This window comes from Arcobacter sp. F2176 (assembly GCF_004116465.1).
GTDB lineage: Bacteria > Campylobacterota > Campylobacteria > Campylobacterales > Arcobacteraceae > Arcobacter > Arcobacter siniprincipis.
In genome coordinates this window covers 231,954-257,679 of sequence record NZ_PDJV01000001.1, presented here as the reverse complement: position 1 = coordinate 257,679, position 25,726 = coordinate 231,954, and the positions used below count along the sequence as shown (strand labels likewise).

19 protein-coding genes are annotated in these 25,726 nt (G+C 25.2%); all 19 read right to left on the bottom strand.

The window, feature by feature from the left end; genetic code table 11:
• Window positions 1–5: 5 nt before the first annotated feature.
• Window positions 6–2,663: a phospholipase effector Tle1 domain-containing protein gene (locus tag CRU95_RS01155; protein ID WP_129099315.1), complete on the bottom strand. Its 2,658-nt coding sequence runs from the start codon at window positions 2,661–2,663 to the stop codon at window positions 6–8.
• On the bottom strand, window positions 2,656–3,759 hold the full coding sequence (locus CRU95_RS01150) for a tetratricopeptide repeat protein (protein ID WP_129099314.1): 1,104 nt from the start codon (window positions 3,757–3,759) through the stop codon (window positions 2,656–2,658). Before CRU95_RS01150 ends, CRU95_RS01155 begins: the two co-directional genes overlap by 8 nt.
• 1 nt (window position 3,760) lies before the next feature.
• Entirely contained in the window at window positions 3,761–6,685 is a 2,925-nt protein-coding gene (locus tag CRU95_RS01145; protein WP_129099313.1) for a type VI secretion system Vgr family protein, read from the bottom strand.
• Window positions 6,686–6,809: 124 nt separating this feature from the next.
• Entirely contained in the window at window positions 6,810–7,334 is a 525-nt protein-coding gene (locus CRU95_RS01140; RefSeq protein ID WP_129099312.1) for an Hcp family type VI secretion system effector, read from the bottom strand.
• Between the two features lie 48 nt (window positions 7,335–7,382).
• Window positions 7,383–8,261, bottom strand: a complete 879-nt coding sequence (locus CRU95_RS01135; protein ID WP_129099311.1) for a serine/threonine-protein kinase — start codon at window positions 8,259–8,261, stop codon at window positions 7,383–7,385.
• Window positions 8,258–8,935, bottom strand: coding sequence for a PP2C family serine/threonine-protein phosphatase (locus CRU95_RS01130; protein ID WP_129099310.1), 678 nt, complete (start codon window positions 8,933–8,935; stop codon window positions 8,258–8,260). Before CRU95_RS01130 ends, CRU95_RS01135 begins: the two co-directional genes overlap by 4 nt.
• Entirely contained in the window at window positions 8,935–12,402 is a 3,468-nt protein-coding gene (gene tssM, locus CRU95_RS01125; RefSeq protein WP_129099309.1) for a type VI secretion system membrane subunit TssM, read from the bottom strand. Before tssM ends, CRU95_RS01130 begins: the two co-directional genes overlap by 1 nt.
• Window positions 12,399–13,208 carry a type IVB secretion system protein IcmH/DotU gene (icmH, locus tag CRU95_RS01120; protein ID WP_129099308.1) on the bottom strand — a complete coding sequence of 270 codons (810 nt, stop codon included), beginning with the start codon at window positions 13,206–13,208 and terminating at the stop codon, window positions 12,399–12,401. The genes tssM and icmH overlap by 4 nt, the downstream gene beginning before the upstream one ends.
• 74 nt (window positions 13,209–13,282) lie before the next feature.
• The gene (gene tssK / locus CRU95_RS01115; RefSeq protein WP_129099307.1) at window positions 13,283–14,614 is read right to left on the bottom strand and encodes a type VI secretion system baseplate subunit TssK; all 1,332 of its coding nucleotides are present in this window, start codon (window positions 14,612–14,614) and stop codon (window positions 13,283–13,285) included.
• The gene (gene tssJ, locus CRU95_RS01110) at window positions 14,614–15,063 is read right to left on the bottom strand and encodes a type VI secretion system lipoprotein TssJ (protein WP_129099306.1); all 450 of its coding nucleotides are present in this window, start codon (window positions 15,061–15,063) and stop codon (window positions 14,614–14,616) included. Before tssJ ends, tssK begins: the two co-directional genes overlap by 1 nt.
• Window positions 15,064–15,073: 10 nt before the next feature.
• Window positions 15,074–16,333 (bottom strand): type VI secretion system-associated FHA domain protein TagH, encoded by a 1,260-nt coding sequence (gene tagH, locus CRU95_RS01105; protein ID WP_129099305.1) that lies wholly within the window; start codon window positions 16,331–16,333, stop codon window positions 15,074–15,076.
• A 3-nt stretch (window positions 16,334–16,336) separates the two neighbouring features.
• Entirely contained in the window at window positions 16,337–16,468 is a 132-nt protein-coding gene (locus CRU95_RS16755) for a hypothetical protein (RefSeq protein WP_258238581.1), read from the bottom strand.
• Window positions 16,469–16,480: 12 nt separating this feature from the next.
• The gene (tssH, locus tag CRU95_RS01100) at window positions 16,481–19,015 is read right to left on the bottom strand and encodes a type VI secretion system ATPase TssH (RefSeq protein WP_129099304.1); all 2,535 of its coding nucleotides are present in this window, start codon (window positions 19,013–19,015) and stop codon (window positions 16,481–16,483) included.
• Between the two features lie 2 nt (window positions 19,016–19,017).
• On the bottom strand, window positions 19,018–20,007 hold the full coding sequence (gene tssG, locus CRU95_RS01095) for a type VI secretion system baseplate subunit TssG (RefSeq protein WP_129099303.1): 990 nt from the start codon (window positions 20,005–20,007) through the stop codon (window positions 19,018–19,020).
• Between the two features lie 9 nt (window positions 20,008–20,016).
• Window positions 20,017–21,789, bottom strand: coding sequence for a type VI secretion system baseplate subunit TssF (gene tssF, locus CRU95_RS01090; RefSeq protein ID WP_129099302.1), 1,773 nt, complete (start codon window positions 21,787–21,789; stop codon window positions 20,017–20,019).
• Window positions 21,779–22,195, bottom strand: coding sequence for a type VI secretion system baseplate subunit TssE (tssE, locus tag CRU95_RS01085; protein ID WP_129099301.1), 417 nt, complete (start codon window positions 22,193–22,195; stop codon window positions 21,779–21,781). The genes tssF and tssE overlap by 11 nt, the downstream gene beginning before the upstream one ends.
• 1 nt (window position 22,196) lies before the next feature.
• Window positions 22,197–23,672 carry a type VI secretion system contractile sheath large subunit gene (gene tssC / locus CRU95_RS01080; RefSeq protein WP_129099300.1) on the bottom strand — a complete coding sequence of 492 codons (1,476 nt, stop codon included), beginning with the start codon at window positions 23,670–23,672 and terminating at the stop codon, window positions 22,197–22,199.
• Window positions 23,673–23,681: 9 nt separating this feature from the next.
• Window positions 23,682–24,170 carry a type VI secretion system contractile sheath small subunit gene (gene tssB / locus CRU95_RS01075; protein ID WP_129099299.1) on the bottom strand — a complete coding sequence of 163 codons (489 nt, stop codon included), beginning with the start codon at window positions 24,168–24,170 and terminating at the stop codon, window positions 23,682–23,684.
• 11 nt (window positions 24,171–24,181) lie between these two features.
• Window positions 24,182–25,660, bottom strand: a complete 1,479-nt coding sequence (tssA, locus tag CRU95_RS01070) for a type VI secretion system protein TssA (protein ID WP_164969696.1) — start codon at window positions 25,658–25,660, stop codon at window positions 24,182–24,184.
• Window positions 25,661–25,726 lie beyond the last annotated feature (66 nt).

The following is a 25,726-nucleotide window of genomic DNA, read 5'->3' as shown; positions in this document are numbered from 1 at the left end:
TTTTCCTATACTCTTACAAACTGTGTACCAGTGGCACTATAGATAACTCTTTTGCCATAGAAATCAGTTTTATCATTGTCTTTATATGATGCATCATTTACAAAATTGCCTTTTTGTGCAGAATGATGGATATATTTGTCTTTTAACTTTTTATAAGCTTCTTTATTTGATATTTTTAAAACTTCATGTTTTTTTAAACACTTATATGCGTTAGTTAATGTATCAACATCTTCTTTGGTTAAGGTATCATTTTCTTTATTAAACATGTAAGGTTTAAAACTTCCAAGAGGAACCATCTCAAATTCATCTTTTTTCTTTTCTTGAGTTTTTGAATCCACATATATAGCTTTGTCATACATTATTTTCATTGTTACATGTTCATATTTATTTGATACTTTTGGCTTATACATATAAAGGTATAAATAATCAAGCCAATTAGTTTTATTTCCAAAAATATCTTCTTTTACTTCAAGACTGTATTCTTTTTTTATACAATAATAAAAACCTTCTTTTTTTAATTTTTTAATTTCATCACTTGATTTTATTTCATTGATTTTATTGATTTTATTTTCTATCCAATTATATTTTTCATTCCATTTTATTATTTTATTTTTTAATTCTTTAGGTAGTTTTCTATCTTCAACAAAAAACTTACCTAAATATCTAGTTTCCGCTTTTTCATTATACCCTCCTCCCACATCTGCATGAGCACCAGGAAGATAAAACTCTTCAAGTTTTGCACCACCATCTTTTCTTTTTTCTTTACTATCTTTATAATAATGCTTATTTATATCTGTAAAAATAGAGTATGCTTCAAAGTTATATCTAAATTCATCATCTGCCATTAGATGAACTATATGACCTACTTTTGTGTTATTTTCATTTTCAAAAAAGTTGATATTTAAATCTTCAAAATCATTTGATTGCTTAAGTCCATAGTGTGTTACAGTGTCATAAATCCCTACAAATCTAAAAGATAAAGAATCAATAATTATTTTCTTCATATTGTAATATGGATTTTCTACTCTTCTTTTATTTCTATATATATATTTTATATCTGTTCTTAGTGGATTGAAAAATACATTATCAGAAATTACTATATAACCTTTATCTCCATACAAAGCAGAAAAGATATCCTTATTGTCTTTCATTTTTACAGTATAGTCTCTTTTTACACATTTGATTAATTCTGCATTATTTAATATTGAACAAATAAAATACCTTGCACTTGTAGAACCTCGTGAAAAGCTAAAAACATCCAATACAAGTTCATCTATATGAGAAATCGATGAACTTCTTAATTGTTCTTCTATTTTTACACAAGCAAATATACAATGTCCAATAACACCACTTACTCCCATTCCAAAACCTAATCCTATTACAGAATCATCTTCATAATCTTTTTGTATAAAAGGGTTAAATGTACCAGAACCACTTTCATAAAGTTTAAATCTTGTATTTGGAAGAGCATCTACATTTTTCTTTACATCATCACCATCATATATTTCATATAATCTACTAACATTTGTTTTTCCATTTGTAAAACTGCTATCTTCGTCATCATCTGGAAGTATTTCTTTTATTATATAATCAGAAATAGTTTTTTCTTTTGCATCTTTTTTACTATTTTTTACATCAAGTAAATAATCAAATACTTTTTTTGAATCTTTTTCTGCTTTTTTAGTAGTTATAATTTCATCATGATCTAATTTAAGAACTAATTTACTATCAAAATATCTTAATTCTTTTGAAGCGTTGTTCATTTGATTTATAATTATTTTTTTTATTTTATCTGTAAACTTTGGGTTATCAGTTAATAGAATGTGGTATTGAATTGTTTTTTTATCTAATGTTTTTGCTTTTGGTTTACCAAATTCATCATTTTCATTTATTTCATTTTCTATATCTTTTGCAGGCTCTTTCAAAAACTCTACAAAGTTTTTATAAAAATCTATATTATATATATTATTCATTGTACCATCAAAAAATATTCCATATTCAACTATTAGTTCAGGCATAAATGATGCTATTATTTTATCTTCGTAAGATATTAGTTTTAACTCTTTTGTTTTAGAATCATCTTTTATATTATAAACATATGGCATAGATAGGACTATATATGCTTGTTCATCTTCATTTGATTTTTTTGATGTTTCATTTACTTCTTGTTTTATAATCTCATTACAAGTATCTTTAGTAAAAGTCAAAGCAGAAGTACTTTTCTTTTCATCATTTATTTTAAAATCTTTATTTAGTACTTTTTTATATGCATGATGATATTTTTTTGCTTTTAATACACTTCCATAAGATTTTGAGTTATATAATTGTGTAGTACAAAGTTTTACCAACTTTTTATCAATTATCTCTTCATTTACACCACGTAAATCATCAAAAATCAAGGGTTTATTATTTTTAATACTCTCTTTTTCTACAGCTTTTATCAAGTAAGGTTTATATTCTTCTACTGCTTTATCTAAGATTATTTGCTTATCATCATTTGAATTTATTAACTCTTCTATATCTTTATTTGATATAACCATATAAGCTATTCTTATTTTTATATCTTCTTCTATTGCTTCATTCTCTTTGGTACAATATTCATTTAAGTGTATTACTTCACCTACTTTATGAAATGCATTTCCTTTAGTTATATCATTACTCATATGATACTCCTAGTTTTTTTAGTCTTCTTTTTGCCATAGATTTTACTTCTGTGTTTAATGCCTTTTTATACCAATAAATTGCTTTTTCTCTATTATTTAATTTTGTTTCATATAAAAACCCAAGATTTTGGATAGCCCTTGCATCTCCTAGTTTTATGCCTTTTTTATACCAATAAATTGATTTATTATAATCTTTTATATTATTTTTATAGATTATTCCTAAACTTAATGCACAATCTATACAATTAAGTTCATTAAATCCTTTTTTATACCAATAAATTGCTTTTTTATAATCTTTTAATATATCTGAATATAAAAGTCCCAATCTTGAAGTTGACTCTTCATTTTTAAGTTCAAATCCTTTTTTATACCAATAAATTGCTTTTTTGTAATCTTTTTTATATTCTTCATAATATGTACCAAGTCCTGCTGCACATAGCCCATATCCCATTTCATAACATTTTTTTAAATATTTTATTCCTTCTTTATCATTTCTTCTATCTTTATTTTTTATAAAGAAAATCCCTAAACTACGATATCCCTCTGGTTCACCCAATTTACCAACTTTTTTAAAAGTATCTATTTCTTCATCATATTTCTTTTGGTCTTCATACATCAATCCAATAGAAATTAGTGAGTTCATATCTCCTGTTTCATATGATTTCATAAACCACTTATATGCTTTATCATATTTAAGGTTTCTATAATAATATACACCTAAATTATGTGCTGATTTTCCATGTCCAGCATTTGCTGCTACTTTATAATTCTCTACTGCTTTTTTATCATCATGTAAAAAGCTAGAATATAAGCTTCCTAATTGTGCGTATGATTCTATACTTCCTTTTTCTTTTCCTTCATTAAAGTAGTTTATTGCTTCATCAAAGTCACCTTGCCTTGCATAGTATATACCTGCACAACTATATCCTTGTAGTTCACCCTCTTGTATTAGTTTCTTATATTTTTTTATATCTTCTTTTTTATATTCTATTTTTATACATTGAGTTATATCATATTTGCTTTTTTTTAATTCTTGTGCATTTAATACTACTGTTGTTATACATATTATTAGTAGGGTTTTTATTATATTTTGCATACTATTTTTCCTGTTTATTTGTTTTTGTATTATTTTTTACTTTTTGATTTTTTCTTTCATCAAAAGTTAATCTTGCATTTGCACCATCTTCAGGTCTACCATCAATATATGCTAAAAAGTTAATTTCATGTACTTTTTCTTCTTTTAAGTTATGGACAATGGTTTCTTTCCCATCATATTTTGATTCTTCTCTTCCTTCAACTGTCCATCTTATTTGTGCTAACTCTTCAGATCTTGGTTCTTCTATATTTAATACAGCAATACATTCACCCTCTTCTTTTGATATATGAGAACTTACTATATCCTCAACTTCTAAATATCTTTTAAGTTCACTTATTGCATACCCTTCTTCTTCACTATTTACAACATAACAATGGGCATGTCCACATTTTTGGATATTATCTTCTTCTACATTTACCGTCATTGTAAGACCATTTATTGTCATATTATCATTTGTTGGATTATCTGTTATTATATCTGTATCACTTTCATCATTGTTTTTTATGAAGTACCATTGAAGTTGTGCTAATTGGGTTTCATTTAGATCTGTAGTTTGGCTCCAATCATCATTTTCATATTTTTCTACTGTTGCTGTGAAAGTTAATACTTCATCGATAGCTGATTGTTTTGAGACATCAACATCTAATGACACTACTCTTATCTTTTCATATAATGGTTTTGGGATAAGTGGTTTTGCAACATCTTGTGCATTTACTCCACCATTGCTTGAGGTTGTATCTATATTCCCTGATTTTAAGTGTATTCCACCTTGATTTACAGTTAGAACATTTCCTCCACATCTTAAAGTAACTCCTGTCTCTGCTATTAGTTCTATAATATCTGCGTTTAATTTTATATTATTACTTTTAAGATGATAGTTATTTTGAACATCAAGTCTATAGTCTTTGCCTACTTGAGTAAATAGATTTTCTAAGTATTTTTTCTTTACATCTTTTTCTATGTATTCTGTTGATGTTCCTTTTACTCTTGTTATCATATCTCTTTCAATAATAGTTTTCATATCATTTTTAACAATAGTATTAATATCTTTCAAACCATGAATTTCATAATCTTCTTTAACAGTAGTAATCTTTTCTTTCTCTACAGTATTTATCTGGTTTTCTTTTATATTTTGTGTATAGTCTTTATTTACAGTTAAAATAGAATTAGCTTCTACAGTTTCTTCTTTATCATTATCTATTATTGTTTTTGAATTATTTTGTATATGTTTAAACTCATCATTAAGTACAAGGGTATTCATATCCTTTTGTGCTCTTAAAGATAGATTCTCATTTCCTCTTTTATCTTCAAATGCTATTTCGTTGTACCCTATTTTGTCTTCATATTGTGGAATAGAATGGGTTTTTATAAAAGATTTTGTTTTCTCTTTTGGAAGGTTATATGGATTCTTATTTTCTCCATTATGTAAAGTTCCTATAATAATTGGTAAATCTGGATCTCCATTTATAAAGCTTACTATTACTTCAGAGTTAACTCTTGGAAGAAATTGAGAACCATATCCATCACCACTAAACATATTTGACAATCTTAAGTAACAAGAAGTTATTTGATTACTCTCAAAGTGAAACAATACTTTTATTCTACCTAGTTCATCTACATCTATTGTATTGCTATAATCTTTTGTATTAGAATTACCATTAGATACTATTGCTGTTTGTATTGAGTTTATATTAGGCTTTTTTATTTTATATGGTGGTTTATATATTATATCTTTTGGAATGGCTGTAAATTCAACTTCATATTGAAGTTGATGCTTTTTAGTCTCATCTATGTTTTGTTTATACTCATCTAAAGCATTTGGAAAGAAGCCTTCATATTTTACTTCTAAAATAATAGAATCAATATGCTTATTTGCCTTTTCATCTTCTAAGGTTATACATAAAGAATCATTTATATTTAACTCCTCAGAAGTTCCTTTTATGATATTTGACTTTACATACTCCCTTTGAGAGTCTATTTTACTATATCTATTTAGGTCTTTATAATAAGACTCATCTAATATATTTAGTTTATCTCTAAATTTTTCTCTTTTTATATCCATTCTTAACTGTCTAGTACTTTCATTGTCTTCAACACTAGAAGTTATACTAGAACCTGTTTGGATTTTATATTGTAAACTTGGTTTATCTTTATCATAAAAATCTTGTATATAGTTTGTAGATTTAAACTCTTTACTATGATTAAAACTACAAGTAGAAGAATAAGTATTTACAATAGCATGCTCATTTAACTCACAAAGAGTTATAGTATATGGATCATTAGAAGAGTAATCAAGAATTAAACTATAACCCTCCTTCTCACAAAGCATTTGAATAAACTCTAAATCACTTTGATTATATTGAGTTGTATACTCTTTAGTTGGAGCTTTTATTAGGTCTAGTTTAACATCTATTTTTAGATTTAATAATTGGTTATATCTATTTATTATCTCAACAATAATATCAGATGTTTTTTTATTGTGAAATATCTCGTATTTATTATTTAAACTAAGATAATACATAGGAGATACAACTTCTATAATATAAAGATGTTTCTTAGCAACAATAGAATCTTCACTTGCTTTAAATATTTTACCATATATTGTTTTTTTAATTAAAGGATTAATATTATCTTTAAGATTTAACTCAATATCTGTATCAACAATATCCTCAATATTGATAAAATCATCACTAACAAAAGTAATAGTAAAAGAATAAGGATTATTAACACTACTAGAACCTAAAAGTCTATAGACATTAAAACTTCCATCTATAATACCAACTGTAGCGTTTGGTTTATAATTTAATAGTTTTATCCTTGCACTTATATCTTGTTTTACTTCTTTTCGTAGCTCTTTTAAGTTTAATCCACTTTTTATTGCCTCTTCTATCTCTTCTACATTATTTCTTATTATCTCTTTTGACATTGATTCTCTTTTTGTTAGAATTTACTCTAAAATAATTAATAAGTATTAATCTTTTTAGAATAAACTAAATATAAATAGTGACATATAAAAGTAACTTATATGTCACTATTAGTAGAAAATAAGATTAAGCGTTTAATCCTACTCCAATTCTCCAATCATCTTCTCCAGAAGTACTTGCAATCTCATGTCTCCATGTGATTTTTCTATACGCAAATGAAACTGTTTCTAAAGGAGCAACTTGAGTCTTTGCTAGACCTTCTTCAGTATCAAGAGAAGTATGCATATCAACAATTACAGCATCTTCAAGTACAATACTTAAGTAATGTTCAGGTTTACCTGCATAACTTGTTCTGTACCATTTTAATTCAACATTTGTAAGTGTTTCACCCTTCGTTAGTGCATTGTATAAAAGAGGTGAAGATTTATCAATTAATTTAGTGATAACAACTGGTTCATGTACTCTTTGTCCAGATGGTTGACCAGACTGTGGATCTCTTGGGATTCTGATATTATGAGAAAAACCTTTTAACAAAGCTTCATTTTCATGGCCTTTTTGATAAGAGTTTCCAACAGACTCTGGTGTGAATGTACCTTCGGTAATTAATCCTTGAGTACTGCCTTCAATCGAAATAAATATTGGGTTGTTCATTTTTTTTCCTTATTATTTTAAATGCACAAAATAATATCTAAAAGATAATTAAATAATAATTAAAAAATCACTTAAGAATTTGTTTTTTGCTAAATAATAAATAAATTTATTATTATTTCTTTTTTGTGGATTACTATTTAGTGCTTTTTTAAACCAAAATCTTAAAAAAAATGGAATTCCAAGAAGTTCTTTATTTGTAAATTTATGATTTATTAATTCTAATGAGTTTTTTGAATAAGGTAATCTAAGTGTGAAAAGTTCATACATCATAACCGCAAAAGAAAAAATGTCAGATTCAAAAGAAGGTTTATCTCCATTTAAAATTTCAGGTGCACAATATTGAGGACTAAAACCTTTAAATTGTTTATAATCAAGCTGAATTTTATCTGTTGCATCAAGATATTGAGATATTCCAAAATCAAAAATTTTTGATTTTTGATTTTCATTAATTATTATATTTGAAGGATTAATATCCGCATGAATTATTCCTTTTTTATGAATATATAATAAAGAAGTAAATAAATCTAAGAATAGATTTATTTTAAATTTTTTACTTAAATCAGGTATTGTTATTTGACTTAATAGTTTTCCTTCGAGGTACTCTAGGACTAAATATGGGATATTAGACTTTTTATCAATTCCAAAATCTAATACTTTTACAATATTTTCATTGTCAATCTCTTTTAAGAATAAATATTCAGAAAATACAAAGTCTTCTATATGATTTTTTGATAATAACTCTTTTGTAGGCATTTTTATTGCAATATTACTTTTTATATTAAAGTATTCATTGTATAAATCTAATGATTTATACACAATACTTAATCCCCCTCTTCCTATCTCTTCTTCTATTATATATCTATTATTTAATATAAATATTTTTTCTTTCTTTATATATGTTAAGTTTTTCTTGAATGTACTTTTCATATATTCTCAATTATTGTTACTGTAATATTATCTTCTGCAGAAGTTATTAAAACACTTTGTTTTAGCTTGAACAAAGCCTCTTCTTTATTCTCTTGAGACATTGCTTCTTTTATAATTTTATTTGAAATATAATCATATAATCCATCAGTACAAATTAAAAAAACATCTTCTTTATAAACAGTAAATCTGGTAGTTTCAATAATCAAATTTCCAGGAGCAGAAAGTGCAGATGTTAAATATCTTCTTGATCCATAAAAATCATTTATTTGAATAGCATGATCTTTAGTAATAGTTCTTAAAGTGCCATTTTGTAAACAATAACATCTAGTATCTCCCATATGAATACAAACACCTTTATCATCTTCAATATGTAATAACATTAAAGTTGAACCAATAGTTATATTTCCACCCATTTTTTCTACTTTATTTTCTAATAAATTATGAATAATTTTTATCTGTTTGTTTATCATCTCAATTTTATTTTCAAAACTGCCTTCTAAGGGAAAGTACTCAAAAATATCAGTTATTAAGTGACTTGCAAAATTTCCTTCTTCATGTCCTCCCATTCCATCACATACAACCCAAAGTTTTTTTTCATCATTTATATAAAAAGAATCTTCGTTTAATGTTCTCAAGTGTCCAGGGTGAGTAAAGCAATAACTTTTAAAACCCATTATAGTTTTTCACTTAAATTAAAGTTAGACAATAAATTGCTTGTACCAAATATATTACTTAAATCTCCACTTAAATAATATGAACCTGTGAATTTTTTATTTGAATATTTCAATATTATTGAATTATTTAGATTTCTTGAAATTCTAAATGTATCTATTATTTTAAATAAAGCCCATTCATTATCTAAATAGTGTTCAACAACAGAATTATTTGATAAATCAAATAAATCAAACTTCACAATATAATTTGATGATTTTGGTGGCCAAACAATTTTAGTAGTTTTTATTGGTCCATGTTCATAAATAATAGAGTCATCATCGTAAAAGAAGTCCATAGTGGCTAAATTAGAAGCTAAAACATAAGGTTTAATATTCCCTTCTATTTTTAGAATACCTGAGTTTGTAAAAAATAGATTTCTTATTTTAAGCGATTTTAATAATCCAATCATGAAACTTTTATTGAAATTCATGATACTTCCATCTAAGACTTTAGGTGAATAACTATTAAATTGAGAATTAATAGAAACCATATTTGAAATATAATCATTATAAAATGAATCAAGAATTCCTTTTGGTTTAAAGAATTCACTAAAGTCATCTAATCTTACATAAGTAGAGCTTTTCCTATCTATTGGATATTTATTTATTAAGTTATTTTTATAGAAAGAATAGACATCCTCTTTAAATCTTTTTTCGATGTAGTTTTTGCCATATCTTAAAATATTATCCCAATTTGAACGAAGTAATTGTAAATACCAATTTTTAACATATAAAGGTAGTTTATTTAAATCATTTGTAAAAGAGGTAGTATTTCCATTTATCCTATTATTTATTATTTTATAAGCATCAAAATCTGGATTTATACTACTATAAATTGACGACATCAATTGATAAATATTACTTAATTTATTAATTGAATTTTGTAAAATAGCATTAGGTGAATTTTCCTTATTTATTAAGGCTGTATAATCTTTGAAAAAGTTTCTCAAGCTTTCTATACTTTTATTGTCTACTTCATTTTCAATGTCAGTTAGTGCTTCTTTTGCAATAGTTTTTCCAATTTGACCACTAACAGTTGCATTTATAATTTGGTTAGAAACATTACTTTTACTCGATTTCATTTTTATAATTTCACTTGGAGTGTAAATATCAGTATTTTCTTTTAAAGCTTTTAATACAGATAATACTGGTGAATCTGAAGATGAAAATACAGCTAATTGGGCATTTAAACTTGAGGTATTAGTCTTAATAGGAATAGCAAGATTACTAAGTGCATTTAGCCAGTATTCTTTATAATCTAAAAAATACAAACCTAAAACTTTTTGGTAGTGTTTACTAATCTCAATAGGACTAAGATTTGTTTTTTTACCTATAACCCAATTATTTAATAATATGTTTTTTGTCAGAGACATACCCTCTTTCATCAAAATATTAAACCCATTTTTTGTATAAAAACCAGGTATTTCATAGTCATTTTTTTTGAATTCATTTATATTATTTAACATAACAGAAGAAAATTTAAAAGGTTCTAGTTTCATCTCTTTTGATTTTAAAATTAATTCTTTATACGTTAACCTCTCTGAGCCTATTTTTGTAAGTCTATCTCTTGCTACTTTTAATATATCTACATTTAGAGAATAAGGACGAAACCCAAAATCTAATAATTGTGAGAAGTGATAGTTTAATTCACTTTGTACTTTAGTGTTATAAGGGTATCGTTTACTCCACTCTTCTGCCATATATTTAGATAAGAACTTACTATTTCGATGTTGTTTATTTTCAAGCATTACATATGCTTTTGTATTATCCCAAGTTGAATCAAAATCATTTAAGTCTTTTGAAATATTTTGTTCCATAACTGTAGCTATTCTTGGTAGTAAAAAAGTTAATAGATCATTATAATAAATTTTTGTTAGTTCATCATGTCTCTCTTCTGATTTATTAAATAACAAATTCCAAAAATTTTTATCTTGAATATCATTATATTTTCTAATTCTTTCTATATTATTTAATAAAATTAAAATATCATCAACTTTATCTGAAGGTAGAAATTTATTTTTAGCGACTTTATATACTTCAAAGGTTTTTTCCATCTTTCTTAAACTGTTATTTTGATTGAGGAAATCATTAATATAAAAAGTACTAACAAATGCTGTAAATACAAATGAAACTATCAACGCAATAGTTTGATTCTTTTTTACTTTTTTTCGATAGTTATCATCCATTTTTATTGTTTCTGATTCAGGGAAAATAATATCACTTAAGACTTTTCTAATAAATAGACCTTTTTTATCTCTTGCATATTCTAAATTATCAATTGAAACTAATTGTTGATGATTATCACTACACGGAGTACTTGTGTAATAAATACCTCTTAAAAGTAACGGTTTTCTATATCTTGTTTGTGAGAAACAAATATCAACAAAAAGGTTTGTTTTATTAAATAAGTCAGATAAATATTCTGTAAATAAAAATACTTTAGATCTATTTTCTTTTTCCCATTCAAAATGCATCTTTTCTAATACTGAACTATTTAGTTTTTTTAGTAGACTTTCAAGTTCAATTTTTGAAATATTTGAATCAATATTTTTTTTATTTTCATCAAATGTAACTCCTAATATTTCATCTTTTTCATTTTCTGATAAATTAATAAAATATTCACTAAATCCTTCTATTTTATCTAGCTTTGTTATCATCAAATAAATAGGGATACTAGACATAAATGATACGGATAACTCATCAAATCTGTCTCTTAAGTCTTTCGCATATTTTTCTAGTTCTTTTTCATTTTTTAATAATCTATCAACACTAATTGTTAAGATGATTCCATTGATTGGTCTTCTCCATCTTTTTTTTGTAAATAATTTTAAAAATTCTTTCCAAATAATTTTATCTTCTGGATTCTCATTTAATTCAATATAATTTCCTGGAATATCTACAAAAACAGATTTTTCAGAAAAATACCATTGAAAAGATTTTGTAGTTGTCTCTTCTATTGCTATTCTTTTTTCAAAATTTACATTTAAAGGAAAGTTTAATCCTGAAGATTCTAATAATGTTGATTTTCCTTCTGCTTTATCGCCTATTACAAGATACCAAGGTAACTCATAATTAATTTTGCTTCTATTTTTATAAAGAGAAGATTTTTTGATTATTCTTACTGCATCTTTAAATTTTGTTTTTAAATCTTTGACTTTCTCTGAAATAATTTTTTTGTATTCATTCTCTAGTTCTTTTTGTTCCGCTCTTTCTTTTAATATTTCTTGAGTTTCTTCTTTTTTAAACACAATATAGAGTAATATTGCTATTATTGTGCCAAAAAATAGACTAAAAGAGAGTAATAATCTAAAATTTAATTCTTTAAAAGAATCAAATAAATAAGGGAATAGAAATATAATTAATAAAGAAATAATAAATGAAACAAATATTATCCAAAATATAATATTTTTATAAAAAGGTTTTTTCATTTTTTATCTCCTGCATATAAATCATCTATTTCTATAGTTGTTTTATTATTAATTAAATCAATAAATTCATTATTTTGACTAGCTAAACTAAAAGTTAATCCAGAATAAATGATTAATAACAATAATGACACGCTAAAAAATAGCGTTGAATAAGGGATTTTATTAAATAATTTATAGCTCTCTTGTGCCGGTGTTTGTTTACTATAAAAAGTGAAGGGATCTCTACCTTGTACAATTTTGATTTGTTTAAACAGACTATCTTTTATATTGTTTAATTCAACTTCTCCTCTTTTTATTACTCTATATTTACCCTCAAATCCTAAAGCAAGACAAGCATATAATAATTCAAGGATATGAATATATTTTGCAGGAGTTTTTAAAAATCTATTTAATAGATGAAAGAAATTTTCTCCACCATAAGTCTCATTATGAAATATACTTAGCAAACTATTATTTGACCAATTATAATCTTTACTTAAAAAATGTGAATTCATAAATTCATCGACAAAAGAACAAAGAACATAACGAATTACTAATATTTCATTTTCATCTATGTCAAGAGAAGAAGCAGTTTCTGTATAAGTATTTACTTTGTCTATAAACTCTTCTCTTATATCATTTATACTTGCATCTTCTATATCTTCTTTAATTTCAAAGACTAATTTGAAGATTGGCATTGCTGCTGTAATAAATGGATTAAAACTTATTTCATAATTCTTAAATTTTGATTGTTTTGATCTTTTAAACCTACTTTGATAATTGTTTATATTATCCCTATTGATAGTTTTTCTTTGATTTGAAGTCAAATTATTAGAAAAATTTCTATTTTGATTATTTTATATTAATATTCTTTTATTATTCATAAATATTCATTAAACCTTTAATTGTTGTTTTTTATTGCCCATAGTGAATAACTTATATCTGGTATTTCAGAACCTAAATGAAAAGCAAAACCAGCAGATTTCATTAATTCATCTCTATTTTCTTGAGTTAATTCGATTTTAAAATAAAGTAAATTTACTCTATATGGAATCTCTTTTGGTGGTGTAGAAAGAGGCTTGATCTTAAATCCAATTAAATGAAAATTTACAAGGTTTTTTATTGTTTCAATTGTCCCTAATTTAAGACTTGCAACTAGTATTTCTTTGATTTTATTAGAAGGTATACTTGTCGAAACAGAAAAAATAAATGTTGAATCTTGAATAATTTTTTTATCTTTTAAAGCAGATATATAAATACCAAATTTTCTTTTTTCAATAGGTAAAGAAATACTATTTTCATCAAGAACTAAAGTAAGCATATCTTTAAGTTCTGCAATTATTTTATCAAAGGATTCATTTTGTTCTAAATGAAGATAAGTAATGTGATTGATGATTCTTTTTTCTTTTTTCATAAAAACAGCTAGTTCAGCTACTAAATTACTTAATTCATAAAATAAAATATCAGGATGAACTTTATTTTGTGAAATTAAAAAATGAAACTTATTTTCTGATTTATTTAATAGTTGAAGCATCAAATAATTAGAGAGTTCAGTTGCTTGTAAAGAAGAATCACTAATTTTTTCAGATAACTTTTTAATTCTATATGAAATCATAGATATTATTTCTTTTATTTTTGATGATAACACTGATGCAGAATCTAAATGCAAAAATGTAGGAGTAAAATTTGTATCCAAAGAAACAATATTGCTTGTAGAAACAGAACCTACTTTTGTTATTATTAAAAATGTATAATTTTCATTTAATTCATCTTCTAATAAAAGTTTGAAATTTAATTCTGCTGTTAAAATATCACAACTACTATTCTCACCTGCATTGGTATTTGGTATATTTGAACTATTTACAGCTTTTAGTCGAGTAGATAAATTCTTTTGGTCTTCAAAATGCACAGTATCGCTTCTGTCAATAAATATTGGCAAAGCTAAGTAAACATTTTTTCCACTGTCTATCTTTTCAATATTTAAAATCAGACTATTAACTTTTGGGTCTATATTAAAAAGTGTACCATCTGGCATTATTCCTGATGCTCTTTTTATAACAATTTTCCCTGTATTGAGTAAATGTTCATCAATTTCTAAATTATAAAAACCCCAATTATTAGGTCTTGCATTCAACGTTCTTGTTATTATCTCATTATTATAGTATCTATCACTTTGTTGAAAATGTTGGGGTCTAATAAATAATCCCTCTTTCCATACAACATTATTTTGCATTATTCAACTCTCTTTATAGTAAATTTTTTTATTTCAAACTCAGAAAAATTGTAAGAGTCTTTTTCTAAATTGATTACTTGTCTCCAATTATTTCCATCAATATTTCTAAATTTTGCAATAATTCCTAAAAATTTTGCTCTATTATCAAAAACTATATTGTAAGTTTGTTCTTGTAAAGGAATAATGATTTGTTTTGATTGTGAAATCAATTCAGGTTCAAGATTTTTACCAGAATCATCTACTATCCTCCAAAAATCATATTTTAAGAACTTCTCAGCACTCTCTAGTTCGTAAAAAGTTAACATAAGAGGAGAAGAGACAGTATCAATATCTGGATTTAAATCTTTTGCAGATTTTATTACTAACTCTAAATGAGTAGGTTTAGAGGCACACCCTGTAATAAGTATAATAAAACTTATTAACATAAATATACTAAATTTAATATTCATTTTTTTCCTTTTAAATTGATGTTAATTTAATTGTATAAACAATTTTGTTGTACTCTTTAGAAAAATCTTCAGAAATTAAATCTATGCCAAGAGTAGAATTATTAGTTAATTTGTCAAACATTCTTTCATATGAATCCCATAATTGAGGCTTTTTAGGTAGAATTGAATTTATTTCACCTTGCTTGTTAAAATGATGTTCTAAGCTTTTTGGGTTAAATTTATTTAATGTAATATTTACAAGGTTTTTACTTGACATATGTAGTGCAATGTTATGATTATCCAGTTGTTTAAATGATTTTTTAACAGCATCTGATAAACTTATTTTATTATCTGTATTTAATGCAAACTGCCCTAATAAAACGGGATTATTAGAATTTTGATGTGAAAAAGAATCTTCAATATTTAAATCATTTTTTACTTTATCAACTAATTTTAATGAATTTTTTAATCCATCTAGGGAAAAGGTGACGATATTAGCTATTTCATTTAGTATTCTTTTTTGTTCAATATCACTTAAAGAAGAGAGCTTAATACCTAATTTTTCTTCCAAAAATTTTAAACTTTTATCTTCTTTCATAATATTATTATTTTTTTTATGATCTTGAATAGTATCTTCTACAATTTTATTTTCTTTTTGCTCTTCTTTTTTGTTAAAAGAAGGAACAATAATGTGCTCTTGCATCGGATTTCTAGTTACACTATCTTCTTCATCAATAGTAAATAAAACTTCTTCTTTTTCAAAATCATAAATTACTTCTGAATTATGCTTATTTTCTTGATCAAATATATTAAAAAGACTATCATTTATTTCTATTTTAGAATCTTCTTTAACAAAAGAACTATTCATATCTTCAATTATTTCAAAATCGTCAGGAATAATTGTTCCCATGGATTTACTAGAAGAGGAGTTATTATAGTTTGATTGCAAAATATCTTTTTTTGAATAATCATTATCAATAAATCTAGCTTGAATTTCATATTCACCTACGATAAAAATATCATTAGGATTGATTTTTATTTGCTTGTTTCTTGGCAGCTTTCTATAAGGCTCTTTTAGATATGTGCCATTTGTACTTTCATCTTGAATAAAGTAAGAACCATCAATATATTTTATAATTATATGCTTACTTGAAATATAATTCTGTCTATCTGGTAATTGCCAATCAGATTCACTTGAACGACCTATAATCACATCATCTTTATCAAAATGATAGTTATTTCTACTTGGAATATCTCTTCCACTTTTTATTATGTCAAAAGTAAGTTTCATTTATTAAAATCCATCAATTGTTTCTGTTTCTGGTTTTACTTGATATAGAGGTTTATATGTTTCTTTAAAAGAAGCACAACCACTTGCCATTAATACGATTATAATATTTAAAATAATTAAACTTTTTTTTATCACTTTGTATCCTTTTTATTCATGAGATATTAATATTTCATTGTCTAAATTAATTGACACACTTAATTTATCAATAGGTATATTGTTAACTATGCAATTTAAAATATATTTTGATAACTTTGGCATAATATTGATATTAATTATTAAATCAATATTTCTCGCACCAGTATCTACTGCATTACTTAGGGTAACAATGTACTCTAAAAGTTTATTATCTATTTGTAATGAGATGTTTTTTTTCATTAATTGCTTTTTTACTACATCCAATTTTAGATTTGCAATTTTTAATAAAGATTCATCTTTTAAATTAAAATATGGAATTACATTCATTCTTCCTAATAAGGCGGGTTGTAAATAAGAAGAAAGAGTTGGTGCAATTTCTTTTGTTAAAAAATCCATAGTTAAATTAGGTGTATTTACGCATAACTCAGTTATTTTTTCTGTTGCTAAATTTGAAGTCATTATAATAGTTGTATTTTTAAAATCTATTACTCTACCCTCTCCATCATTTGCCACTCCTTTATCAAATATTTGATAAAAAAGATTTAAGATATCAGGATGTGCTTTTTCAATTTCATCTAATAATACAACAGAATATGGTTTAATTCTAACGGGATCTGTTAATTGGCCTCCATCTCCATATCCAACATAACCAGGAGGTGAACCAATTAACCTTGAAACAGTATGCTTTTCTTGGAATTCTGTCATATTTATAGTAGTGATAAAGCGCTCGCCACCATACATTAAATCAGCAATTGCTCTTGCAGTTTCAGTTTTACCTACACCACTTGGTCCAACTAACAAAAACACTCCATTTGGAGCATCCTCTTTTTTTAATCCTGCCATTGATATTTGTAAGAATGTAGTTAAATAAGATATTGCTTCATTTTGACCTATTATTCTCTCTTTCATATTATCTTCAAGTTTCATAATATTCTTTATTTGTTCTTGAACCATATTTCCTAAAGGTATCCCTGTCCATGAAGCAATAACTTCAGCTACTTGTTCTTTTGTAACATTTTTATAAATATATGAATATTCTTTTTGCAATTGATTTAATTTGATATTTAAAAGACTTAACTCTTCTTTATCTTTTGTTTCGTATATTTTGTTTAATAATAATTTTTGTTCATTCCATAAATTTGTTATAACTTCACGCTCTCTTTCTAATTCTTTTAAATCTTCTTGAAGTATTAAAATAACTGATTGGTAATCTTTAATTTCATTTTCATGATCTCTTTTTAGAAAATCAATTTCCCTTTGTTTTTCTATAATCTCTGTATTGATTTTTTGTAATGTATGAGGTATATTTGTTTTACTTATTTTTACATTAGCGCAAGCAGTATCTAAAACATCGATTGCCTTATCTGGTAATTGTCTCCCTGTGATATATCTAGCAGAAAGAATCGCAGCAGATCTTAAAGCATCATCTTCTATATAGACATTATGAACATCTTCATATTTTTTTGAAAGACCTCTTAATATTGTAATTGCTTGTTCTACACTTGGTTCAAGCAGGTTTATCTTTTGAAATCTTCTTGATAATGCTGGATCTTTCTCGAAATATTTTCTATATTCAAGCCAAGTTGTTGCCGCAATTGTTTTTAACTCACCTCTTGCTAAAGCAGGCTTTAGTAAATTTGCTGCATCGCCTCCTCCCTCATTTCCACCTGCACCTATAAGTGTATGTGCTTCATCAATAAATAGTATAATATTTTGAGTACTTGATTGTATTTCTTTTATTACAGCTTGTAATCTTCTTTCAAATTCACCTTTTACACTTGCTCCTGCTTGTAAAGCTCCTAAATCTAAAGATAAAATTTGTGCTTCGTATAAATAATTGGGAACTTCTTTATTTATGATTTTTAAAGCTAACCCTTCAACTACTGCCGTTTTCCCAACACCTGCTTCTCCTACTAAAATAGGATTGTTTTTTCTTCGTCTTAATAAGATATCAACTGCTTGTTTTATCTCATCATCTCTACATAAAACAGGGTCAATTTTCCCTTCTTTTGCTAGTTTAGTTAGATTTGTTGTGTATTTATCTAATTCATTTGTTTCAATTTTTTGTTTAGTGGTATTTTTTCTTTTCTTTTCATTTAATCCTAAAATTAATTCTTTTAATTCATTAGTATTTATATTTTTAATAAGTTTAAAATATGAAGTATTTGAATACTTTACAGAGTTATCAAATAATGATAGAATTAAAGATGATTCTGTTATTTTATTTAAAGCTAATGACATTTTAGAAGTATAAAATGCCTCTTCTAACCATTGTACTAACATAGTAGAAAAGATAGGGTTTTTACTTTCTGTATTTGTTGTTTTTGAACTTTTTTGTAATTGATTATGCATTTCTTGCACATCTATCTCATAATGTTCTAATAGTTTATTGAAAAGACTATCCTCTTTTTCTAACATTGTATATAGAATATCTTCTATTAATATTTCATTTCCACTTCTTTCTATACATCTTTGTGCAGAACTTTCTATATAAAACTTTGTTTGAACATCTAGTGCGTTTATTATTTCATTTAATTCAATTTTCATTATTATCCTTCTTGTGCCATTATAATTTCTTCATCATAATCAGATATTCCTAACCAAGTATTTATACCTAAGTATCTATTTTGTTTTTTATTCAGTAAAAATTTAACCTTATTTTCTTTTTTTATTTTCAAACAAATTTCGTGTTCAAGTGGTTCATTGAGAGAAAAAGATATTAAATCATTTATCTGAGTTAATTTATCCCCTTTGATACTAAATTTTATTAAATCTTCAGAAGTGACATTTTCCAAAAGTATTCTAAATTTAATATTTTTGCTTAGAATTGATTCCCCTATTAGAAAGTCACTTCCAAGAGATATGTTTTTTTCTCCTAGTGAAGAATATTGAAATGAAGGTATATTATAGTTTGCAGGTATACATTGAATAATTTCAATTTCATTATGAGATAAATAGTGTCTTAGTATTGATTTTAATGTTCCTGCAGATTTGTGTTTCATTATTAAAATACCCATATAAGGTATTAATTTTTCTAAGTTTAAAGAAGATGAGTTTTCAAGATGTCCATACAAGCCTAGAAAAGACAAAATATATTTTGAAAATCTATCTTTTAGTCCTTTTTTGTATTGAACATAGTATCTATGTTTTTCCCAAATTGGATAAATGAATTTTTGCAAATTGTGATTGAATAAGTTTAAAAAATCATATAAAACTCTATCTGAATCAAAACTTTCTAATACTAATTCACTATAATGAACAGGAAGAGGAGATGCACTTCCAAATATTCCTAAAAAGTTTAATGTGATTTCTACATATATTTTTTCTTTTGTTTCTATAAATTCAATATTTGATAATTCTGATCTTTGAAAAGATAAACTATGATTTGATTTAAAAACTATATGATTGTCATATAAATCATCAGAATTCTTATTTTTGTAAATTATTTTTAAATATCCATAACAAATTCTTATTGCTTGAGGTAAAGTGTATTTAAAAGTAGAAGGTTTTATATTATAATTTATTTCATCAATTCTCATAAATAACCTTTAAATTAGTGTTAAGCTACCCATTCTAGGTACCCACTCAATCAAATATTCATTTTTCATATTAACTGTTAATCTATGAAATGAATTTATATTTCCATATAATGAAAAAAATTCATTTAATACACAACAGAATAAATATGCTTCCCCTATACATGAAAAATTACTTGGTTCAATAATAAGATTTATATTCATTCCCCTTATTGGTAATCCTTTATTTATAAGTTCTGCAGTATCAAAAGAAATAGACTCAATTCCTTTTAAAATCATATTTGTTTTATCTTTTTGTTTTACATCAAATGCACCAAAAAAGTCATGTGTTTCAAGTATCGTTCTAAGTGCTTTAATATCTTTTAGAGATAAATAATTTAATGACATATTTGAAATAATTTTCCATAAAAAATCTCCCTTTATTGGAGGAGGATAACTTATTGTCGGTATGGTTATATTTTTAAAAGCCAAACTATTTGATGAAGAAGCACTTGGAACACAAATATCTCCTAACAAAAGAGAAGATGGTATATTTAAATTTGTACATAATATTTTTACTGAAATTGTAGAGTTACTAGTTAAAAAACTGTTTTCTCTTCCTTGTGCTGTTGAAAAACGAAGATATGTATTTGTTCTTTTTCCATCAGAAGTTAATTTTACTCTTGATGAATAGTATTCATTTTCTTCATCTATATGTTCAAATGATTCAAAAGGTAAGTAGTCTTGGTAAGTTTTTTTATTACTAATCCATCCTCTTACATTTTGTATAGAAAAGACTTCACATGCATCTTTATTTAAATCTGAAGGTACAACTAAAAACTCTTCTATTTCTTCATTTTTTCGAATAGGTATAGAATCTGTTTCAAATAAATTTATAATTGGAGTACAATACAAAGAGAAGTTACTTTTATCTGGTATCTCTGATCTAGAAAGTGATTCTTTAAATTCAATTTTTATTGTAAAATTTTTGCTATTTTCAAGTATTTCGGTTGGAATATTCTCTATTTGTGAAAGATTTCTAAAATCTAAAAAAAGAAATTTATCTTTATATGAAAAATATTCCTGCAACAGAATATAACCATCAAATAAATTTGAAGAATAAGGTGTCATATTATTCTTTAAATCAAAACTAACAGGTACAATTGAATTATTATCTATATTGATATTATAAATAGATTTATTATCCACATTATTTATTGATATTTCTATTCTTTCGATAAATTTTGTTAAAAATAAATATAAATTTTGTGCAATAAACTTAGAACCACTTAAATAAATTCTTAAATCTTTAAAAATTAAATCTTTTAAAGTTCCTGATGCAGTCATATTCATATTTAATTCTAATGTACTTTTTTTGCCATGAATAAAATAATTAATATTTTTTAACATAAATGGCATCACATCAATATCATATATAGTTCTAAATTTACATTGGGTTTTACTTGAATTAAGTTTACTTAAAACTTCAGTATTTTTTTTAATTTGAACATTTTCAGTTGAGTCTTTTATGGCGTCATATTGGATAATAGAATATGAAGGTATTGGCTTTACATAATTTGGCCAAAGCAATTGAACTAAAGTATGTGCAACTTCCGGTAATTCTTCATTTAAATTTTGTTTTAATCTTCCTGTTAAAAATGAAAACCCTTCTAATAACCTTTCTACATCAGGGTCTTGCCCTTCTTTTGAAAGATAAGTTGATAGTCCAGGATTTTTTTTGGAAAATTCTGCACCATCATTTCTAAGTTTTATTAATTCTTCTTTATAATAATCGTTAAATGCCATCTTTATATATCTTCACTTTTCCATTTTTTAATAAATCTGCTCTGTAATTGATTTTTTTACTTTTTCCGTTAATAAATACATGACCTTCTATATAGATATTCATTTCATTTAAAATTAGTTTTTGCTTTGATACGGCAACTTTTGCTTTATAAAGTCTAGGTTCATACTTTTTTATACACAATTCTGAACTTTTCTCAATAATTTCAATAGAATCATTCATACTAAAATCAATATTGTTTAAATCTGGACGCCCATAATCTTTTGATATTTCTGAGCTTCCAGCATTTGTTGAAAATATTTTTGATAAATTATTAGCTATTGATGCATATATCGCTTCATCTTCATTGTCATAATCATTAGGATTAAAATTAGAAGATAATCTTTCAAATAAACTACCACTATACATATTATTCTTTATCTAGTTTTCCCACTAAAGATAATTCAAAACTTGCACCCATATATTTAAAATGAGGTCTTAAAGAAATTCTTACTTTGTACCAACCTGGATCAGTACTCACATCTTCAACATTAATTGCAATATCTTTAAATGGTCTTTTACTTCTTATTTCTGCAGTAGGATTTTCTTGATTTGCAACATATTGTTTAGCCCATCTATTTAATTCTCTTTCTAAATCAGCTCTTTCTCTCCATGAACCAATATGTTCTCTTTGTAAAACTTTTATATAGTGAGACATTCTTGTAATTGCATATAAATATGGTAACTGAGTTCCTAATTTATAATTTAGTTGAGCCTCATTTCCTTCTGGAGTATTTGGAAAAATTTTTGGTTCTTGAGCAGAACTTGCAGCAAAAAATGCAGCAGTATTACTTCCTTTTCTCATAATTAAAGGAATAAAGCCTTGTTCAGATAATTCATACTCTCTTCTATCAGACACTAAAACTTCTGTAGGAATTTTCATCTCAATATCTCCCATACTTTCAAAAGTATGAACAGGTAAATCTCTTACTTCTCCTCCTGCTTTAGGACCAATAATATTTGTACACCATCTAAAACTTGCAAAACTATCAGTTAATTTACTTGCAAATGCATAAACAGTATTCCCCCATAAATAATTTTCATGATCTTTTGATACATCTTCCTTATAAACAAAGTTAGAGATTGGATTATCTTCTGGATCATAAGGTGCTCTTAGTAAAAACCTAGGTAAAGTAAGACCTACATATCTTGAGTCTTCATTTTTTCTAAATCCTCTCCAAGCTGCAAATTGAGGAGAACTCATTACATCTTCTATATCTTTTAAATCAGGTAAACCCTCAAAGCTATTTAATCCAAAAAATTTAGGGCCAGCTGCTCCTATAAATGGAGCATGAGCCATTGCCGAAATCGATGCAACTTTATTTAAAAATTTAATATCAACATTTGAAGGTGATAATTCATAATCTGCGATTATTGTACCAACTGGTTCTCCACCAAATTGACCATACCCTGATGTATAAACATGTTTATATAAACCAGATTGAGTGATATCTAAACTTTCTTCAAAGTCCTCAATTAAATCTTCTTTTGAAACATTGATAAATTCCATAAGAATATTTTGTCTAAAATCAGTTCTTTCAACTAACATATATAATCCACGCCATTTTGATTCTAATGCTTGAAATTGCTTATTATGTAGAATTTCATCCATTTGTGAAGATATTTTTTTATCAATTTCTGCAATCATTTTATCAATAACTGATTTATTAACTTTTTCATCATCATTGTTTGAACTTATAAGTTCTTCTATTAAAGCACCTACTCCTGATTTGACCACATCATATGTATCATCATCTTGAGTTAATTTTGTTTGTGCAACAATTGCATCTAATAAGCTATTTGTAGTACTATTATTATTTTGTTCTAAAATTTCATTTGTTGACATAAAATTCCTTTATTCTTTTGAATCTAAATTTAATTCAGACATTAATTTGTCTCTTTCTTCTTTGTTAGAAATAGCACTTTCAATAGCTTTTCTAAATGCTGGAACATTGCCTAATGGCCCTTTTAATGCCATCAATGATTTTCTTAATTCCATTAAAACTTTCATTTCGGGAACATTTTCAACAACATTTTCTGGTGAAAAATCTTTAATTGTATTAATTTTTAAATTTACACCTAAAGAACTATCCTCTTCTTTAACCAATTTATTTTCAACATTAAATGAAACAGATAAATTTTGTCCTTTTAATACATCATTAAAATTATTTTTATCAACTTTTATCGCTTTTATTTCTTCAACTGGTTTTTTTTCTTCATTTGGATTATATTCACCTAATAATGTTATTTTAAAAGGAATTTCTACATCCTCTTGCACATCTCCTGTTGCAGGTTTATATGTGACATTGATTCTCTCTTTTGGTGATTCTGACTGTTTATTCATTTTTTCTCCTATTAAATTTTAAGTTCATATGCACTATTTATATCAATTTTGCATAGTTTGGTATAAATAGTGTTTATTTTTTCAGTATCTATATCTGTATTGTTAAAAGAATTTATAATTAAAGAATAGACATTTGCAGCTAATTTTGGGTTCCATTCATATAAATAAAATCTATCAATTTCTTTTTCCAAATCTTCTAATAAAATTAATGCAATATCATTTTTATCATATTGCAAAGATAGTTTTGCATGATTTAAACGCCAATTGAATTTATCTTCAAAAGATGATGCATTATTATAATTTTCTTCTAATAGTCGCATTGCATCTTTTATTTTATTTTCTTCTGCCAACTCATAAGCTTTATCCAAATCATTTTGATTTTTAGAGGTTTGAATTAATATATTTTCAGAGTCTTTTAATTTGCATACTAGATTTTCTTTTAACCAATTTTTTACTTTATTTGAAGCAAAAGGAGTCTCATCATTAAAATATAATTTTTCGATATTCTCATTTATTTCTATAAAGTTTAAGAAATTCTTTTTTATTTCAAAAGATGCTAAATTATTATTTGTTTTTTCTAAAATATTGAAAGCATAATAATGTCCATCTAACCAAAAGGGGCACACTTCTAAAATCTCTTCTACTAGTACAAAAGCCTCTTCATAATTTTTATTTTTATAATTATCTTCTATTTCATTTATCTCTAATATTGAAGGTGGATTTAAAAGTGTAATATTCTTCTCAGATGGCGGTAAACCCTCTATTTCTAAAAAAGATAAAAGTCTTGTGATTCTTATAGCTTTTAAATCAGAGATATCATTATCTCTATAATATTTTGTCAACAAAGAAGCATATTTTTTAAAGCTTCTCATAACTTTTAGTTCTTCATCTTTATTTGTTATTTCTTTAATTTCTTGTTCTTTTGTAGAACTTGTTTTATTATTAGAAGTAATAGGAGAAATTTCTTTTATTTTATTATCTTCTAAATATCTAATAATCTTTTTAAAATAACTTTCTGAATTATCTTCTAGTATTATTTTAATAACAGAATCTAATCTGATAAAATAATTAGAAAAATTAGAAAAATCTTCTTTCTTTATTTTTCCTATATTATTTAATAACTCGGTACTAAGTAATTCTTCAATCCATAAGAAAATATTTTTTTTTGCTTTTTTAGAACTTGGATACATTTGAGTTGAAAAAGTCTCTAAAAGTTCAATATAAATTTTTAAAGAATTTTCAAAATTATTAAATGAATTTTGTTTAATAATTCCATATAAATACCATGAGGAAATTTTTATATCTTTTGTTTTTTCTAATAAAATTTTTTCGCAGTGTTCTACTACATATTCCCAATTAGTACCTTCTTCTTGATTTGCACTATGACTTTTGTCAATTTCTTGTTCAATTAATAAAAAGGTGTCATCATATTTGCAATCTTGACCACAAACCAAAGAAGAATTAATTTGATTTAGAATTAAATAGTTCAATATAGTTTCCCTTTATTATTTTTTAATTTCGGATTCTACTATTTTAATTCTTTAATAGTACTTTAA